This window comes from Marinobacter sp. MIT930201, from assembly GCF_047122665.1.
In the GTDB taxonomy this organism is placed as follows: domain Bacteria; phylum Pseudomonadota; class Gammaproteobacteria; order Pseudomonadales; family Oleiphilaceae; genus Marinobacter; species Marinobacter salarius.
In genome coordinates, this window is record NZ_CP138916.1 from 1,563,244 (window position 1) to 1,579,757 (window position 16,514).

Below are 16,514 nucleotides of genomic sequence, written 5' to 3' on the forward strand. Positions count from 1 at the left end.
CGGCGTGTCCGGGGAGACGATCCCCGGCGTTACCAGCCCCCAAGCTCAGTGCGCAAAGAGGGCCCGAACCGAAACCAAAACTTAACGACGCTTCATCGACTGGAAGAATTCGTCGTTGGTCTTGGTTTCACGCAGCTTGTCCAGCAGGAACTCAATGGCACCAGTATCGTCGTCCATGGAGTGCAGCAGCTTGCGCAGAATCCAGATGCGCTGGATATCCGCCTCGCTCATCAGCAGGTCCTCACGGCGGGTGCCAGAGCTGCGAATATTGATGGCGGGATAGGTGCGCTTCTCGGCAATCTTGCGATCCAGATGGATCTCCATGTTACCGGTTCCCTTGAACTCCTCATAGATGACTTCATCCATCTTGGAGCCAGTGTTGACCAGCGCGGTGGCAAGAATGGTCAGGCTGCCGCCCTCTTCCACGTTACGGGCCGCACCAAAGAAACGCTTGGGCTTCTCAAGGGCGTGGGCGTCCACACCACCGGTCAGTACCTTGCCGGAGGACGGAATCACCGTGTTGTAGGCACGGGCCAGACGGGTGATGGAATCCAGCAGAATCACCACGTCTTTCTTGTGCTCGACCAAACGCTTGGCCTTTTCGATGACCATCTCGGCCACCTGCACATGACGGGCCGGGGGCTCATCGAAGGTGGAGGCGATCACTTCACCACGCACGGTGCGCTGCATCTCGGTTACTTCTTCCGGACGCTCGTCAATCAGCAGCACCATCACATGGCACTCTGGATTGTTACGGGTGATGGACTGGGCGATGCTTTGCATCAGCAGCGTCTTACCGGCTTTGGGCGGAGACACGATCAGGCCGCGCTGGCCCTTGCCGATGGGCGCAACCAGATCCAGAACCCGTGAGGACAGATCCTCGGTGCTGCCATTACCGGCTTCAAGCATCAGGCGCTCGTCCGGGAACAGCGGTGTCAGGTTCTCGAACAGGATCTTGTTTCGGGCGTTGTCCGGCTTGTCGAAGTTAATCTCGTTAACTTTCAGCAGGGCAAAGTAACGCTCGCCGTCTTTCGGCGGGCGTATCTTGCCGGCAACGGTGTCACCGGTCCGCAGGTTAAAACGGCGAATCTGGCTTGGCGACACGTAGATGTCGTCAGGACCGGCAAGGTATGAGGCGTCGGCGGAACGGAGGAAGCCGAAACCGTCCTGCAGAATTTCCAGTACGCCGTCACCATAAATGTCTTCGCCGCTTTTAGCATGCTTCTTCAGGATCGTGAAGATGACATCCTGCTTGCGCGAGCGAGCCAGGTTATCGAGGCCCATCTCTTGCGCAATATCGAGCAATTCGGGCATGGAGTTCTGCTTGAGTTCAGTAAGGTTCATAGGTTGTTAGATAGTCAGGAATGGAAGTAAACGAATATTGAAATGAAAGGGGTGCCCCTAAACGGATTGATCGGATATACGTTGAACTTGGTGCTGGCCAGATGGAGCAACCGGTGTAGATGGAGTCCGGAAAGGTACTGAAGCCAGAGACAGGAAGAACAACCGTTCGCCGGGCAAGAGCGATCATCAGCCACCTTGCGTACCAATGTCAAGTAATGTCGCGCATTTTTGAACCAATTTCTCCTTAAGGGGTCGCCCACAGCCTCCGCAAATGCCCCGTATCCCTCTGATGAATGTCTCCCCTTCCATTCATCATTCCCAATAGAGATACTGTTAGACAGACCTATAAAAACTTTGGAGAGCATCCATGAGTATCGACGCCACCGTCGAACTGAAACCCCTGAGTATCGCCCTGCTGACGGTGTCCGACAGCCGGGGTGAAGCGGAAGACTCATCAGGAAAGTTCCTGGAGAACAGCATCATTGAAGCGGGCCACCGACTGGTTGCCCGACGCATCCTGCCGGACGATGTCTATCTCATACGGGCGCTGATGTCCGGCTGGATCGCCGACCCGGAGATCAACGTGGTGATCATCACCGGCGGCACCGGCTTCCATGAGCGCGATAGTACGCCAGAAGCGGTCTCCCCATTGCTGGACAAGGCCATCGACGGCTTCGGTGAGGAGTTCCGCCGGCTTTCCGCCAGCGAGATTGGCTCTTCCACGATTCAGTCCCGAGCCTTTGGCGGATTGGCCAATCACACGGTGATTTTCTGCCTGCCCGGTTCAACAAGTGCCTGCCGCACCGGCTGGAACGGCATTCTCGTCAGTCAGTTGGACAGTCGCCACGGCCCCTGCAACTTCTCAGACCTGGCCCTCGGCAAACCGGACAAGCCTCTCAGCCGGATCGACCAGGTTATTGGCGAGCGCTCGGAGCGATAATCCATGGCAAGCTCTGACCTGACTCCCGTTGAAGAAGCCATTGACCATCTGGTTGCCCGGGCGCGCCCGATCACGCGCTCGCAAACCGTGGCACTGACAAACAGTCTGGACCGGGTTCTGGCCCGGGACTACACAGTTCCGGCGGATGTACCACCAGCGGATAACAGCGCCGTCGACGGTTACGCCGTGCGTGCCGGGGATCTTGCTGGCGGGGAACCACTACCGGTGTCCGGGCGCACAGCTGCTGGTGAAGAACGCCTGACCCTCAAGCCTGGAACGGCCGTGCGTCTTTTCACCGGTTCGGAAATCCCCTCAGGCGCGGACGCGGTCATCATGCAGGAACGGGTCAGCGTTTGCGGCGACGGTATCACCGTCAATGGGCCTGTCAGCGAAGGCCAGAATATCCGTCGCCGTGGCCAGGATCTGGCTCAGGGCGAGCTGGCATTGGCGGCGGGCACCAGGATCCGCCCCCAGGAAATGGGCCTGCTGGGCTCCATTGGTACGGCAGACGTTGCCGTGTACGCAAAACTGAAAGTCGCCGTTCTCACAACCGGTGACGAGTTGGTGGATCCCGGACAACCACTGGGGCCTGGACAGATCTATAACAGCAATCGCTACACCCTGCTGGGATTGCTGGCGAAAGCAGGCTGCGAGGTGGTGCTCTGTGAGGCCCTGAAGGACGCTCGGGACGCGACCCGCAAGACTCTTGAGCGGGCCGCAGCCGAGGCCGACCTGATCATCACCAGCGGCGGCGTGTCGGTGGGCGAGGAAGACCATGTTCGGGCGGTGCTGGAGGAATCAGGCAACCTGTCCCTGTGGCGGCTTGCCAGCAAACCTGGCAAACCAATGGCCTTCGGTACGATTGGCGACACGCCGGTGCTGGGCCTGCCCGGCAACCCGGTGGCCGTGCTGGTCAGCTTTATGGTGATGGGCATGCCGTTTATTCGCGCCTGCCAGAGCCGAACGGGGGTTACTGGTGGCGGAGAACAGATCCCGGCCGGATTTTCGACGGAGAAGCCCTCAATTCGTCGACAATACGTCCGTGCCCGCAAGAGCATTGGCGATGACGGCCTTATGATCACGGCCTATCCCAACCAGAGCTCCGGCGTCCTGAGCTCTGCCTGCTGGGCTGAGGGATTGGCTGTGGTACCTGAGAACACGACCATTAACCTCGGTGACCCTGTTACCTATTACTCGTTTGCGGAGCTGCTGGAATGACCATGGCTACGGATAATTCTATTACGGTGAAGTTCTTTGCCCGCCTGAGGGAGGAACTGGATACAAGCACGCTGACGGTTGAGGCCCAACCCGGGCTGACTGCCGGTCAACTGCTGCACAGCCTTGCTTCTAAAGGGGGGAACTGGGCCCAGCTGGACGGCGCGCAACCGGTGATGATTGCGGTCAATCAGGTAATGACCAAGCCTGACAGGGCGCTACAGCCCGGTGATGAAGTGGCCTTTTTTCCGCCAGTGACAGGAGGTTGATGTGATCCGCGTCCAGCAACAGGATTTTGACCCGGCTGAAGAGTACCGTGCCCTTCGAAACAGCGGTTCCGGCACCGGGGCCATCGCGACGTTTACCGGACTCGTTCGGGACAGTGGTGACCTGAGCGGTGTGACGGGGCTGTTTCTGGAGCACTATCCGGGGATGACGGAGCAGGTTATCGAGGGACTGGTTCATGAAGCCTCACAACGCTGGGATGTGCGGGACGCGCGGATTATTCATCGGGTGGGATCGCTGGCATTGTCTGATCAGATTGTGTTTGTGGGGGTGTGCAGTGCCCATCGTGGTGATGCATTTGCGGCCTGTGAGTTCATCATGGATGCACTAAAGACGTCGGCGCCGTTCTGGAAGAAGGAGATCACGGGCGACACGGAGCACTGGGTTGAGCAGAAGGCTGCTGATCTGGACCGGACTCAGAGTTGGGATTAACTCCGAGACTTTGTGGCCAGACGGCGAGCAATTCCGAACACCCCTTCCGAAAAACGCTTTGAATACGTCCGTGTACGCTTGGGCTCCGCCATCCTTGGCTCCGCACATTTTCGGAAGGGGTGTTCGGAACTACTCGCCTGACTGGTTGTTTGCCTGGCAATAAAAAACCGCCCGTGAGCGTTTGCTCAGGGGCGGCTTTTGGCCAACTCGCAGCAATCAGAGGTTGCTGTCGAGGAACGCAGCCAGCTGTGACTTGGACAGTGCGCCTACTTTGGTGGCGTCCACGTTGCCGTTCTTGAACAGCATCAGGGTGGGGATGCCGCGGATGTTGAATTTGGGCGGGGTCTGCTCGTTTTCGTCGATGTTCAGTTTGCAGACTTTCAGCTTGCCTTCGTACTCTTCAGCCATCTCTTCCAGGACTGGCGCGATCATCTTGCATGGGCCGCACCATTCTGCCCAGTAGTCGACCAGTACCGGTACGTCTGACTGCAGTACATCCTGCTCAAAAGAGGCATCTGTAACGTTTACAATATTTCCGCTCATTTCAGTTTCCCGATTCGTGCACCCACCAGCGGCTCTGGCCGCCTGAATGATGCTGTTGACTGTTCTGACAGTTGCCGCAAAAGGCTTGGGGCAACCGATTTCCTAAATTATTGTAAGCCTTACTTTACGCGATTGGTCAGGCGTATGTGAAGCGCTTCGTTCCACCCCGGCACTTCGGATTACCCTCATCCTGAGCAATACCGCCCCATTGCGTTACACCGCATATCGCTTATAGTAATCCCCAGGCATGGTGGTTAACGTCCGCCTTCGCCCTGACAACAATGGTTACATGAACGCTGCCGTGTTTCCGGCATGCATTCTTTCAAGCTCCCTTCCCTCTATCTAGGGCCTGGCAGAAGGAATTCAATACACGTGACGGCCAACTCTTCCGCCACCCCGCCAGAACTGCTCGCTGCAATCGATATGGGCTCCAACAGCTTCCACATGGTGGTCGCCCGCCTGGTTCATGGTGAAATCCGCACCCTGGAGAAGATGGGGGAAAAGGTACAGCTCGGTGCCGGGCTGGACAGTCATAACCGCCTGACCGAAGACGCCCAGGAACGTGCCCTGGCCTGCCTTAGCCGTTTTGCCCAGAGGCTCCAGGGAATGCCACCAGCGGCGGTCCAGGTGGTGGGCACCAACGCATTGCGGGTGGCGCGCAACGCCCATGAATTCATGACCAGGGCGGAAGAGGTGCTGGGATACCCAGTGGAAATCATCGCCGGCCGGGAGGAGGCCCGTCTGATTTACCTGGGCGTGTCACACACCCTGTCGGATGACAGTGGCCGGCGACTGGTGATTGACATCGGGGGCGGTAGTACCGAGTTTATCATCGGGGAACGCTTCGAACCCCAGGAGCTCGAAAGTCTGCACATGGGCTGCGTGTCGTTCCGCAACCGATACTTTCCTGACGGCAAGATCACCCGCAAGCAAATGGACAAGGCCGTTACCCACGCCGAACAGGAACTGCTCAATATCCGTCAGCACTTCCGCAGCAAGGGCTGGCAAAGTGCGGTGGGGTCATCCGGCTCGATCAAGGCAATTGCCAGCGTGTTGACCAGCCTCAGGATCACTGACGGCACCATCACCCTGGACGCGATGATGGAACTCAGGACCCGACTGGTCGATATGGGCAAGGCTGAGAAACTCGGTGACCTGGGCGTCCGCGCCGATCGCCAAAGCATCTTCCCGGCGGGGTTTGCGATTTTGATGGGCGCATTCCAGTCGCTGCAGATAACGGAAATGACGTTCGCCGACGGCGCGCTGAGGGAAGGCCTGCTGTACGACATTGCCGGCCGGATTCAGCACGAGGATGTAAGGGTACGAACGATTCAGGCCCTGCAGGAACGCTATCACGTCGACCAGGAACACGGCAGCGCCGTGGAGCATACCGCCATCGCGGCCTGGAGGCAGGTGGCGAGCACCTGGGAGCTGAACACAGCAACTGATGAAGAAGTGCTGCGCTGGGCCTGCCGGCTGCATGAAATCGGCCTGACCATTTCACACAGCCAGTATCACAAGCACGGCGCCTACCTGTTGCGGTATTCCGACCTTCCCGGCTTCAGTCAACAGTTTCAGCGCGATCTGGCAACGCTGGTTCGCGGGCACCGGCGCAAGTTCTCTTCCGCCATTTTCGAAGGACTGAACCCCGAAGACGTTCCCCGCCTACGTTACCTGTGCGTACTGGTTCGACTGGCAGTGCTATTGCAGCATCCGCGGAATCATGAGCAGCCCCCCGAATTCCGCCTGCATCCATCCAACAATGGCCTGGCCCTGGAATTCACTGCAGGATGGCTGGATGAACGCCCGCTGACCCTGGCCGATCTTGAAAACGAACGGGATTACCTGGCCAAACAGAATTTCACCCTGGAGGTGAAATTCTAGGGCGTTAGTTCTGCCTCGAGGCTCTCGACCGTTTCGCTGATTTCAAGCCATTCGGCTTCTACCTCTGCCAGACGACTCTTTGCGGTGGCTTGTTGCCCTAACAGATCCTTTAGCTTCTGTTTGCCCTGATCGGCATAGAGCTCCGGCTCTGAAAGGCTCTGCTCCAGTGTCACCAGCGTGGACTGGAGCTGATCCATTTCTTTCTCCAGTGCCCCCTGTTGCTTGCGGTAGGGGCTAAGTTTCTGACGAATGGCCGCCTCTGCCCTCTTTCGGGCCTTACGATCTTCGGCGTTCTCACCAACACCACTATCCGCAGCCAATGCGTTACTGCCTGCGGCCTGGGCCTCACCACTTTCACGGCGTGGAGCTTCGGTTTCATCCTTGCGACGGTCCGCCAGCCAGCGCTCATAGTCTTCCAGGTCGCCTTCGTATTCCGTAACCCGCCCCTCATTCACCAGCCAGAAGTCATCAACCGTGTTACGCAGCAGGTGACGATCATGGGAAACCACCACAATCGCCCCCTCAAAGTTTTGCAGCGCCATGGTCAGGGCCTGACGCATTTCCAGGTCCAGATGGTTGGTGGGCTCGTCCAGCAGCAACAGGTTGGGCTTTTGCCAGGCAATCACCGCCAGCGCCACACGGGCCTTTTCACCACCGGAGAATGAGCGAATAGCACACAAGGCCTCGTCGCCGTGGAAGTCAAAGCCGCCCAAAAAATTACGGACACTTTGCTCGGAGGCTTTCGGGGCCAGCCGCTGCAGGTGCAGGAACGGGCTTGCGTCCAGGTCCAGCGACTCCAACTGATGCTGGGCAAAATAACCGATCGCCACATGTTCTCCCGTGGTCCGCTCACCCCGCAACAGGGTGCTTTGCCCCCGCAGGGCATCCATCAACGTGGACTTGCCCGCACCATTGGGGCCCAAGAGACCAATACGACTGCCCGGCAGCAGTGACAAGTTGATACCTTCGAGTACAACGGCGTCGCCATAACCCGCCGCGCCGTTACGAATCGACATCAGCGGATTGGATACTTTATCGGCTACCGGAAACTCGAAACTGAACGGGGAATCCACATGGGCCGGAGCAATCTTTTCCATGCGCTCCAGCGCTTTGACCCGGCTCTGGGCCTGGCGGGCTTTGGTGGCTTTTGCTTTAAAACGATCGATGAAACGCTGGATCTCGGCAATTCTTGCCTGCTGGCGCTCATACCCGGCCTGCTGCTGGGCAATGCGCTCACTGCGCTGGGTCTCAAATGATGAGTAATTACCCGTATACAGGTCCAGCCGCCGCTGGTCGAAATGCACCAGGTGAGTCGCCACACGGTCCATGAAGTCCCGGTCGTGGGAAATGAACAGCAGGGTGCCCTCGTACCGCCGCAGCCAGTTCTCAAGCCAAAGACAGGCGTCCAGGTCCAGGTGGTTGGTGGGCTCGTCCAACAACAACAGGTCGGACGGGCGCATCAACGCCTGGGCCAGGTTGAGGCGTATCCGCCAGCCGCCGGAAAACGAAGACACTGGCCGATCAGCGTCGGCATCCGAAAACCCCAAACCTCTCAGCAACGCTTCCGCGCGGCGAGGCGCAGACCAGGCTTCATGGATGTCGAGCTCGCCATGAATACGGGCAATGCGGTGATCGTCATCCCGCTCTTCGGCGTCAGCCAACTCTGACTCCATGCGTCGCAGATCATAGTCGCCATCCAGCACAAAATCCCGAGCCGTGCGGGACGAGGCGGCCACTTCCTGAGCCATGTGAGCGATTCGGCACCCTCCGGGCAAAGACGCACTGCCCTGCTCCGGCGCCAGCTGCCCCAGCAATAACTGGAACAAACTGGACTTGCCAGCGCCATTGGCACCCACTATCGCTACCCGTTGGCCGGGCTGGATGGTCAGGTTGACGGCTTCTAGCAACCAGACGCCACCTCGTTGTAAACTGAGATCGGTTATCGTAAGCATAACGTAATGGTATCAAGGAACGTTTGATAAGGAACCGGCCTGGCCCCTATGGCGTGTAGCGGTAGCAAGATACCTGAGGATGCAGATCCGGAAAACCCATTGTGGCGGTTTGCCTGCCGTTTCTGGGAGTCCTCTGCAGCACGGGATGCGTGCCTCGGCCTGCAGGACCGAGGCTGGAGCGTTACCCGGATTCTCTGCGCAGCGTGGCTGACCACCTCAGGCAACGTGCTTCCGGGCACTGAGAGCGCGCAGGTAACCGCATGGCGGCGCCAAGTCACGGAGCCGCTTCGATCAGCGAAGAAAACCATTACGAAGAATGACCCCGGCACTGCTATTGTAAGAGAGTGCATCGCCCGTAGCGAACTTGAAGCGGAACGGGTCGAGTTGGCCTTGGCCTATCAGGCTCTGGTTTCAAACAAACATACAGGCAGCGGTGAGGCAACAATGGCCAATCTGGCCCTCAGCAACTTGCTCGCCGCAGCACCAGAGAAGACAATGGATAACGAGACCGGCAGCTTGCTGGACATTTTGACCAGAGAACTGTCGACCCTCGTTGAAGGAGATAACAAGCCATGTTGATGAAATGGCTAATCCGGCTGGCGTTTCCCGCTCTCGGCGTCCTGGTGGCACTGATGTTTTTCGGCCTGAATGACCCCGCCGAAACCACCAGCAAACCCGCAAAGGCCGAAACCAATGCCGAAATTCCCGCGTTTGAGGGCCTGGTTCCCTCACCGGTTCCAACTGAAGGGCCCGACATCGTCTTCAAGTGGAAGGATAGCGACGGCAGCTGGCACTACGCTGACAAGCCACCTGCGCAAGGGCCCTGGAACGCGCTGGCAATAGAGCGATCTGAAAGCAAGAGCGTACGCCCGCCCGTGTCCGACTCGGAAACCGATTGGCAATCGCCCTACCGCGCACCTTTTTCGCTCGGCCCTGACACTGCCAATAACGGTAGTTGAGATTACTCCCTTCCTTAACACATGTTCAGTGGCATCTGGCGACAGAACCCGTTACCTTTTGTGCGTTCCCGATCATTCAACGCAAGCTTAACTAAGGACGATGTAATGAGAAAAACCCTGATCGCACTGTCTGTGGCCGGTGTCATGGCAGGCTGTTCTTCTTCCCAGGAAGCGGTTCCGGAAGATCCGGCGCTGGAATCCACGGATGAGAAAGTCAGCTACGGCATGGGCCTGGTCATGGGCCAGAGAATGAGCAACGACCTGCCGAACCTTAAGATGGAGCAATTCCTCCAAGGCATTCAGCACGGCCACGACGGCGACGAAGAACAGACGCGAATGAGCCGTGAGGAAATCCAGGAAGCCCTGATGGCCTACCAGACTCAGCTCCAGGAGCAGGAGTCGGCCCAGGCGGAAGAACTGGCGAAGAAAAATCAGGAAGCCGGGGAACAGTTCCTCGCGGAGAATGCCAAACGCGACGGCGTCAAAACCACGGAATCCGGCCTGCAATATGAAATCCTGGAAGAAGGCGATGGTGAAAAGCCGACGGCCGAAGACCGCGTGCAGGTGCACTACACCGGCGAGTTAATCTCAGGCGAAGTGTTCGACAGCTCCCGCGAGCGCGGCGAGCCGGTCACCTTTGGACTGAACCAGGTCATACCGGGCTGGACCGAAGGACTGCAACTGATGTCTGAAGGCAGCAGGGCGAAACTCTACATTCCTTCGGAACTGGCTTATGGGCCTGGAGGAAACCAGCGGATCGGGCCCAACGAGACCCTGGTCTTCGACGTGGAACTTCTGGAAATCAATCCGGAATAAATAAGCCGCTTGGCAACAACGGCCACTCCCCCCATTTCCTTTTGGAATCGGGGGGAGGTTTCAAGCCTTCACCTCAAGCCGACGACATTACCTTGTCAGCATGGGCATTGTGCAGATGCTCAATCAGGAAATCTTCCATCTCAAACCGGCTTTCCAGAGTTTCACCGAGCTCTGATAGCTGCTGGAACAAATCGCGAACTTCGCTCTCCGTCAGCGACTGCCCGTTAAGGCGATCGTTGAAATTGAGTGCCGTTTCCGTGGTCTGCTCAATTTTCGGGTACAGCTTTACCGCCAGCTCCAGTCCACCGTCGTTAAATTCACGGGCTTCCTGAACCAATTGCTCGTATATTTCGAAGTGCCCTGCCGACACGTAATCCACCAGCACCTCACACAGCTTGATGAATTTCGTGCGCAGCGCCTCTGTCTGGGAATAGTCCGTCGTACCGGACAAATCGCAGTAGTGTACCAGCAGTTCCTGCCTTTCTTTCAGCCAGCGATCAATCAGCTCGCTGACGCCACCCCAACGCTCCCTGGCATTACGGCAATTATCCAACATGACGCCTATCTCCGGTTACCGCGTTCTGGTTTGATTTCTGTTGTATCGAAACTCAAGTGTATCGAAACTCAAGTTACCCCATGCCAGCGGTCGGTCGCAACCGTTTCATCCCTGTATCCATTCCGGCTTTCTTGGGGGCCGGAACAGCATCACCAGGCCGACAATCACCAGCAACAAGAAAAAGATGGCCGTCCAGCCAGGAATACTGAGCCCCAGGAAACGCCAGGTCACTTCGGCGCAATCGCCCGTGCCTTTCAGCGCCGTGGTCAACACCTCCATCCAGGGCAACACATCCAGCATGTAATCCACCGATGGCCCGCAGGCCGGCACCTGATCCGCCGGCAGGCTTTGAAGCCACAGTTGTCGGCCCGCCATCGCCAGGCCAGCACCGGCGCTGACAGACAACAATAACCCATAGACCCTTGCACCGAACCCATGGGGGCCATGGAGCGCTGCCAGGAGGCTGACGATGCCAGCGGCCATAAAACCGAATCGCTGCAGCCAACACAGAGGACAGGGCTCCAACCCCATAACGTGCTCCATGTAGAAGGCCACGCCAAGCAGCCCGGCGCATAGCAGGAATATCAGAAAGAAAACGGCTCTGGAGTTCAAAGGGGTACCTCGGGTTAACGTTCAGGTCAGTCTGTCGCCCGCCTTGGGCGGTAAAGCATCGGATGCTGCAACCGCGCATCGAGCCTGCTATTCTCCCAGCATCAGGTGGCGGCTGCGTGCGCCCAGCCACTTAACCTTAAACCAATACGAACTTCAAGCCTATGACACTTAAGCCAAAGTACCTTCTGCTGGCCCTGTTTTTTGCCTTTCCCCTGGCTCCAACCGCCTTTGCCCAAGAGGAAGAAGGGGGAGACGAGACACAGGAAGAGCAGGAAAAGGAACCAGCCATCACGGACTACATCGAAATGGATCCGCCCTTTGTCACCCACGTGGGGGACCCGGGCGCCAAACTGACCTATCTCAAGGCAGCGGTTACCATCAGGGCGTCGAAGGAAACCACCCGTCCGGCGGTGGAGGCACACATGCCCAGGCTACGTCATGAGCTGGTGATGCTGTTCGGGGAGCAGACTGACGCGGAACAGCTGTCCTCGACAGAGGGACAGCAGTCGCTGCGTGAAGAGGCCACGAAGAGAATAAACACGGCCCTGGAAGAGCAACAGACCGGTGAGAGCATTACCGGTGTGCTGTTTACGGAGTTCGTTGTACAGAAGTAATACAACGGCCGGGTGAGCAGGCGGCAAGCACAGGTATCAGGCGATGCGGGAGAACAGGTCGTCGACCGGCCGCGCCTCATTGGTAACCTGTTCAGCGTCTTCCCATCCTGCTTCCCAGGCGGCAACAACAACTTCTCCGCGATAGGGACAGCGGCTGCGTTCCATGCCCATAGAGGCGGCCATATAGCCCTGGCGATAGGCTTTATTCAGGGACTCAACATCCCACCCTAACTTGATGTCTCTGGCCATACCGGTTCTCCCTTTACCTGTAGCCACCATCAGATGCTGTCACTCTGCTTACAGAAATTAACAGCGCTAACCGAAGCTGACAAACGTTAATTACGTTTCTGTGCGACAGGTCCGGGGAGAGTGTGACGCCCGACCGGGAGGGGCACTCCCGGTTCAGGATTGCAGGTATTGCTCCAGGAATTCTCCGAATGGCTGGTTTTCGGCTTGCTCCATTTCATCCTGCTCGGAAAGCGAATCAGCGGTCATTTTGTCAAACGCCGCCATCACATCCGGCGACAGCCCTTCCCCTCGCAGCGTTTGCTGGTGCTGCCTGGACATTTCCAGCCCCCATTCCCGGTGACCCATGCCGGAAGCCTCCATGGCTTCAAGCACCTTCGCTGAAGGTAACTCACGCGGATCGTCGAGCTTGGCACGCTGGTCATCCAGCGCTCGCCGATAGGTGGAATCTCCGTTCAAGCTGTCCAACTGTTCTGCAAGAGGGGCAAGACGGTCCATCAGGGCAATGGCAGCGTCACCGACCCGGCCGCGTTCACCGGAGCGACAGATCGTCAGGTCCGGATTCCGGCCCCTAGCCACCACATCCTGGTAATTGTCATCAAGGCGATCGCATTCGTCATCGTCAATTCGGGGGCTGTCTGACAGCAGGCAATCCAGCAGGAACAGGTCAAGAAAATCGATCTGGCTTTCGTTAACGCCAACCGGGGAGAACGGATCCAGGTCCAGGCAACGCACCTCAATGTACTCCACGCCCCGTGACTCCAGGGCCTGTATCGGCTTTTCCCCACGCTCGGTGGTGCGCTTTGGCCGCACGGCGCTGTAGTACTCGTTCTCAATCTGCAGCACGCTGGTGTTGATCTGGATGAATTCGCCGTCGCGCCGGGTTCCCATCTTTTCGTAAGCTGGCCACGGGGTATGAATCGCCCTGAACAGAGTGTCGGTATAGGTCTTCAGTTCATTGAAACAGATATTCAGCGATGCCTGAGCGTTGTTGTGATAGCCCAGATCGCCCATGCGCAGCGATGTGGCCTCGCGGCCATACCAGGTATCATCGCTGAACCTGCTCAGGTCATGACGTACACCCGCCACAAAGCTGGCATCCAGCGCCGGAGAAGCGCCGAACAGCAGCATCAGCATCCAGCTGCGACGACGGAAATTGCGGATCAGCCAGAAATACTGGTCCGACTTGAAGTCCTGCAGGCTTTGTTGGTTACCAAGGGCGTCCTGCCAAAGCCTCCAGAAACTGTCAGGCAGCGACAGGTTGTAGTGGGCGCCAGCAATGCTTTGCATCATGCGACCGTAACGCACGGCCAGCCCCTGGCGATACACATGCTTCAGGCGACCGATATTGGCAGTGCCATACTCGGCAATGGGAATGCTCGCGTCGCCGTCCAGCTCACACGGCATACTCGCGGCCCAGAACACCTCATCCCCAAGATTGCACTGAACGAAGCGATGGGTATCCCGGAGCGAATCGAGCATCCCTCGCGTGGTATCAAACACCGGGGTAATCAGCTCCAACAAAGCTTCGGAGTAATCCGTGGTGATACGGGGATGAGTCAGTGTGGAACCCAGCGAGCGGGGGTGCGGAGTCTGTGCGATAAAGCCGTTGCGATCGACCCGCAGGCCTTCTTTCTCAACGCCTTTTCGAAATCCGGCCCATTGGTTGGCCGTGAACTGCTGAAAAAGCTGATGGCGGGATTCACCCATGAATGACTCCTGCTTGAATGGCCGCCGGGAACACCGGCGGCCATTACGGTAGTGTGTAGCGGCGCGGGTTAACGGCCGTCTTTGCGGGCCGACGCCAGAGCCTGTGCCAGCGCTCCGGCCATGGCACCCTTTTGCCCGCTGTCTGCGCCCTTGTGGCGGTCATTTCTTGCGGAAGGTTTGCCACCTTTACTGCTGGAGCCGGCGCGGTTGTCGGATTTCTCCCCGGGCTGGTCATCCATACGCATGGAAAGCGCAATCCGCTTTCTCGGGATATCCACGTCCATCACTTTCACCTTGACGATATCCCCTGCCTTGACCACTTCCCTCGGATCTTTCACGAAGGTATTCGACAACGCAGAGATATGCACAAGGCCATCCTGATGGACGCCGATGTCCACGAACGCGCCGAAGTTGGTCACGTTGGTGACCGACCCTTCCAGCACCATACCCGGCTTCAGGTCATTGAGGGTTTCCACTCCCTCCTCGAAGCTGGCAAAGCGGAACTCCGGCCGGGGGTCACGGCCCGGCTTTTCCAATTCCGTAATAATATCCTTTATGGTCGGCAGACCAAACTGTTCGGTGACATAGTCCTGCGGGTTCAACGAGCGCAGGAAATCGGCGTCGCCGACGATACCTTCAATCTTGCGATTGTTCTGGCGGGCAATAGCCTCAACCACACCATAGGCTTCCGGGTGCACCGACGAGCGGTCCAGCGGATTGTCGCCCCCCGCAATGCGAAGGAAACCGGCCGACTGCTCAAAGGTACGATCACCAAGGCGGGACACTTTAAGCAACTGCCTGCGATCACGGAACACGCCATTCTGGTTACGAAAATCGACGATGTTCTGGGCAATACTCTGGTTCAGGCCGGACACCCGTGCCAGCAGGGGGATGGATGCGGTGTTTAGATCCACACCAACACCGTTAACACAGTCCTCCACCACGGCATCCAGGCTGCGGGCCAACTGCACCTGAGACACGTCGTGCTGGTACTGCCCCACACCGATGGACTTGGGTTCGATCTTCACCATTTCCGCCAATGGGTCCTGCAACCGGCGGGCGATGGAGACCGCCCCGCGAATGGTCACGTCCAGGTCCGGCAGTTCGCGGGAGGCGAATTCAGAGGCGGAATAGATCGAAGCACCGGATTCGCTGACCACAATCCGCGCCAGCTTCAGCTCCGGGTAACGCTTGCTCAGGTCCGCGACCAGCTTTTCGGTTTCGCGGGAGGCCGTACCGTTACCAATGGCCACCAGTTCAATGCGGTACTGCCGACACCAGCTCGCCAACTGTTCAATGGACTGATCCCACTGGTTGCGGGGCGCGTGCGGGAAAATACCACCGTGCCCCACCACCTGGCCGGTGCCGTCGATGATGGCCACCTTCACACCGGTGCGCAGGCCGGGGTCCAGCCCCAGTGTGGCGCGGGGGCCCGCCGGCGCCAGTAACAGCAGATCCTTGAGGTTGGCGGCAAACACATTGATGGCCTCGGTTTCTGCCGCTTCCCGCACCTGGGCCATAAGGTCGGTTTCGATCTGGGTGGACAGCTTTACGCGCCAGGTCCAGCGCACCACTTCCGACAACCAGCGGTCGGCCGCACGGCCGTTGTCACGGATATGCCAGCGCGCGGCGATACGCTGTTCCGCCGGATGGGGCTGGCGACGGTCGTCTTCCGCATCGCCAACCACAATGGAGTAGGTAAGCACGCCTTCATTGCGCCCCCGGAGGATGGCAAGCGCACGATGGGATGGCACCTTTTTCAGTGGCTCGACATGGTCGAAGTAGTCGCGGAACTTGGCACCTTCATTTTCCTTGCCGTCCACCACGGTGACCTTGAGCTGCCCCTGCTGCCAGATAAAGTCACGCAGCTCACCCAGGAGTTCCGCATCCTCGGCAAAGCGTTCCATCAGAATGTAGCGGGCACCATCAAGCGCGGCCTTGGTGTCGGTAACACCGGCCTCATCATTGATATAGCCTTCCGCTGTGCTCTCTGGCTCCAGCGTGGGGTCGTCATACAGGGCATCGGCCAGGGGCTCCAGACCGGCTTCACGGGCAATCTGCGCTTTGGTTCGGCGCTTGGGCTTATACGGCAGGTAGAGGTCTTCGAGGCGGTTCTTGGTGTCCGCCGAATCGATGCTGGCACGCAGCTCATCGGTCAGCTTGCCCTGCTCCTCAATGCTGTTGAGGATCGTGGAACGACGGTCTTCCAGCTCACGCAGATAACGCAGGCGGTCTTCCAGGGACCGTAACTGGCTGTCATCGAGCGAACCGGTGACTTCCTTGCGATAACGGGCAATAAAAGGAACGGTGGCGCCACCGTCCAGCATTTCAACGGTGGCATTCACCTGCTGTTCACGAACACCCAGTTCGTCAGCAATGCGCCTGATGATACTGTTCATGCAACCT

The 16,514-nt window shown here is 58.2% G+C and carries 17 protein-coding genes; 9 read left to right on the forward strand and 8 right to left on the reverse strand.

Translation table 11 applies throughout. From position 1 onward, the window contains the following. Positions 1-81: 81 nt before the first annotated feature. The gene (gene rho / locus SIC19_RS07265; protein ID WP_036203025.1) at positions 82-1,344 is read right to left on the reverse strand and encodes a transcription termination factor Rho; all 1,263 of its coding nucleotides are present in this window, start codon (positions 1,342-1,344) and stop codon (positions 82-84) included. Positions 1,345-1,711: 367 nt separating this feature from the next. Between rho and moaB the strand changes: the two genes are divergently transcribed. From moaB to SIC19_RS07285, 4 genes are read left to right on the forward strand one after another with little or no spacing between them, the layout of a single operon-like run. Beyond that, positions 1,712-2,284 carry a molybdenum cofactor biosynthesis protein B gene (moaB, locus tag SIC19_RS07270; RefSeq protein ID WP_036203020.1) on the forward strand — a complete coding sequence of 191 codons (573 nt, stop codon included), beginning with the start codon at positions 1,712-1,714 and terminating at the stop codon, positions 2,282-2,284. Between the two features lie 3 nt (positions 2,285-2,287). Further along, positions 2,288-3,502, forward strand: a complete 1,215-nt coding sequence (gene glp / locus SIC19_RS07275) for a gephyrin-like molybdotransferase Glp (RefSeq protein ID WP_075195002.1) — start codon at positions 2,288-2,290, stop codon at positions 3,500-3,502. Further along, a complete protein-coding gene (gene moaD / locus SIC19_RS07280) occupies positions 3,499-3,768 on the forward strand; it encodes a molybdopterin converting factor subunit 1 (protein WP_051946533.1) in 270 nt (89 codons plus the stop codon). The genes glp and moaD overlap by 4 nt, the downstream gene beginning before the upstream one ends. 1 nt (position 3,769) lies before the next feature. Next, positions 3,770-4,216, forward strand: a complete 447-nt coding sequence (locus SIC19_RS07285; RefSeq protein ID WP_036203014.1) for a molybdenum cofactor biosynthesis protein MoaE — start codon at positions 3,770-3,772, stop codon at positions 4,214-4,216. A 216-nt stretch (positions 4,217-4,432) separates the two neighbouring features. Here the strand turns inward: SIC19_RS07285 and trxA are convergent, their stop codons facing one another. Beyond that, positions 4,433-4,759, reverse strand: coding sequence for a thioredoxin TrxA (trxA, locus tag SIC19_RS07290; protein WP_007153552.1), 327 nt, complete (start codon positions 4,757-4,759; stop codon positions 4,433-4,435). Positions 4,760-5,182: 423 nt separating this feature from the next. Here trxA and ppx point away from each other — a divergent pair, with 423 nt between their 5' ends. Next, entirely contained in the window at positions 5,183-6,643 is a 1,461-nt protein-coding gene (gene ppx / locus SIC19_RS07295) for an exopolyphosphatase (protein ID WP_228712300.1), read from the forward strand. Here ppx and SIC19_RS07300 read toward each other — a convergent pair. Continuing rightward, complete coding sequence (locus tag SIC19_RS07300) at positions 6,640-8,595, reverse strand: ATP-binding cassette domain-containing protein (RefSeq protein ID WP_127402126.1); 1,956 nt, start codon at positions 8,593-8,595, stop codon at positions 6,640-6,642. The two genes, ppx and SIC19_RS07300, sit on opposite strands and share 4 nt — an antisense overlap. A 99-nt stretch (positions 8,596-8,694) precedes the next feature. On the opposite strand from SIC19_RS07300, the gene SIC19_RS07305 reads away from it, so the two are divergent. The 3 genes from SIC19_RS07305 (at position 8,695) to SIC19_RS07315 (ending at position 10,370) form a co-directional block, all read left to right on the forward strand. Then, positions 8,695-9,174 carry a DUF2390 domain-containing protein gene (locus SIC19_RS07305; RefSeq protein WP_185906465.1) on the forward strand — a complete coding sequence of 160 codons (480 nt, stop codon included), beginning with the start codon at positions 8,695-8,697 and terminating at the stop codon, positions 9,172-9,174. Continuing rightward, entirely contained in the window at positions 9,168-9,554 is a 387-nt protein-coding gene (locus tag SIC19_RS07310; RefSeq protein ID WP_036203003.1) for a hypothetical protein, read from the forward strand. The genes SIC19_RS07305 and SIC19_RS07310 overlap by 7 nt, the downstream gene beginning before the upstream one ends. Before the next feature lie 105 nt (positions 9,555-9,659). Then, a complete protein-coding gene (locus SIC19_RS07315) occupies positions 9,660-10,370 on the forward strand; it encodes an FKBP-type peptidyl-prolyl cis-trans isomerase (protein WP_036203000.1) in 711 nt (236 codons plus the stop codon). A 73-nt stretch (positions 10,371-10,443) separates the two neighbouring features. Here SIC19_RS07315 and SIC19_RS07320 read toward each other — a convergent pair whose 3' ends face one another. Further along, complete coding sequence (locus tag SIC19_RS07320) at positions 10,444-10,926, reverse strand: Rsd/AlgQ family anti-sigma factor (RefSeq protein WP_075194997.1); 483 nt, start codon at positions 10,924-10,926, stop codon at positions 10,444-10,446. A gap of 105 nt (positions 10,927-11,031) precedes the next feature. Further along, positions 11,032-11,538 carry a disulfide bond formation protein B gene (locus SIC19_RS07325; RefSeq protein WP_036202995.1) on the reverse strand — a complete coding sequence of 169 codons (507 nt, stop codon included), beginning with the start codon at positions 11,536-11,538 and terminating at the stop codon, positions 11,032-11,034. Positions 11,539-11,699: 161 nt separating this feature from the next. Between SIC19_RS07325 and fliL the strand changes: the two genes are divergently transcribed. Beyond that, positions 11,700-12,152 (forward strand): flagellar basal body-associated protein FliL, encoded by a 453-nt coding sequence (gene fliL / locus SIC19_RS07330; RefSeq protein WP_075194996.1) that lies wholly within the window; start codon positions 11,700-11,702, stop codon positions 12,150-12,152. A 36-nt stretch (positions 12,153-12,188) separates the two neighbouring features. Here the strand turns inward: fliL and rmf are convergent, their stop codons facing one another. From rmf to SIC19_RS07345, 3 genes are all read right to left on the reverse strand, one after another. Next, positions 12,189-12,401 carry a ribosome modulation factor gene (gene rmf / locus SIC19_RS07335; protein WP_036202988.1) on the reverse strand — a complete coding sequence of 71 codons (213 nt, stop codon included), beginning with the start codon at positions 12,399-12,401 and terminating at the stop codon, positions 12,189-12,191. Between the two features lie 153 nt (positions 12,402-12,554). Further along, complete coding sequence (gene gshA, locus SIC19_RS07340) at positions 12,555-14,108, reverse strand: glutamate--cysteine ligase (RefSeq protein ID WP_075194995.1); 1,554 nt, start codon at positions 14,106-14,108, stop codon at positions 12,555-12,557. Between the two features lie 68 nt (positions 14,109-14,176). Further along, complete coding sequence (locus SIC19_RS07345; RefSeq protein WP_036202982.1) at positions 14,177-16,507, reverse strand: Tex family protein; 2,331 nt, start codon at positions 16,505-16,507, stop codon at positions 14,177-14,179. Positions 16,508-16,514 lie beyond the last annotated feature (7 nt).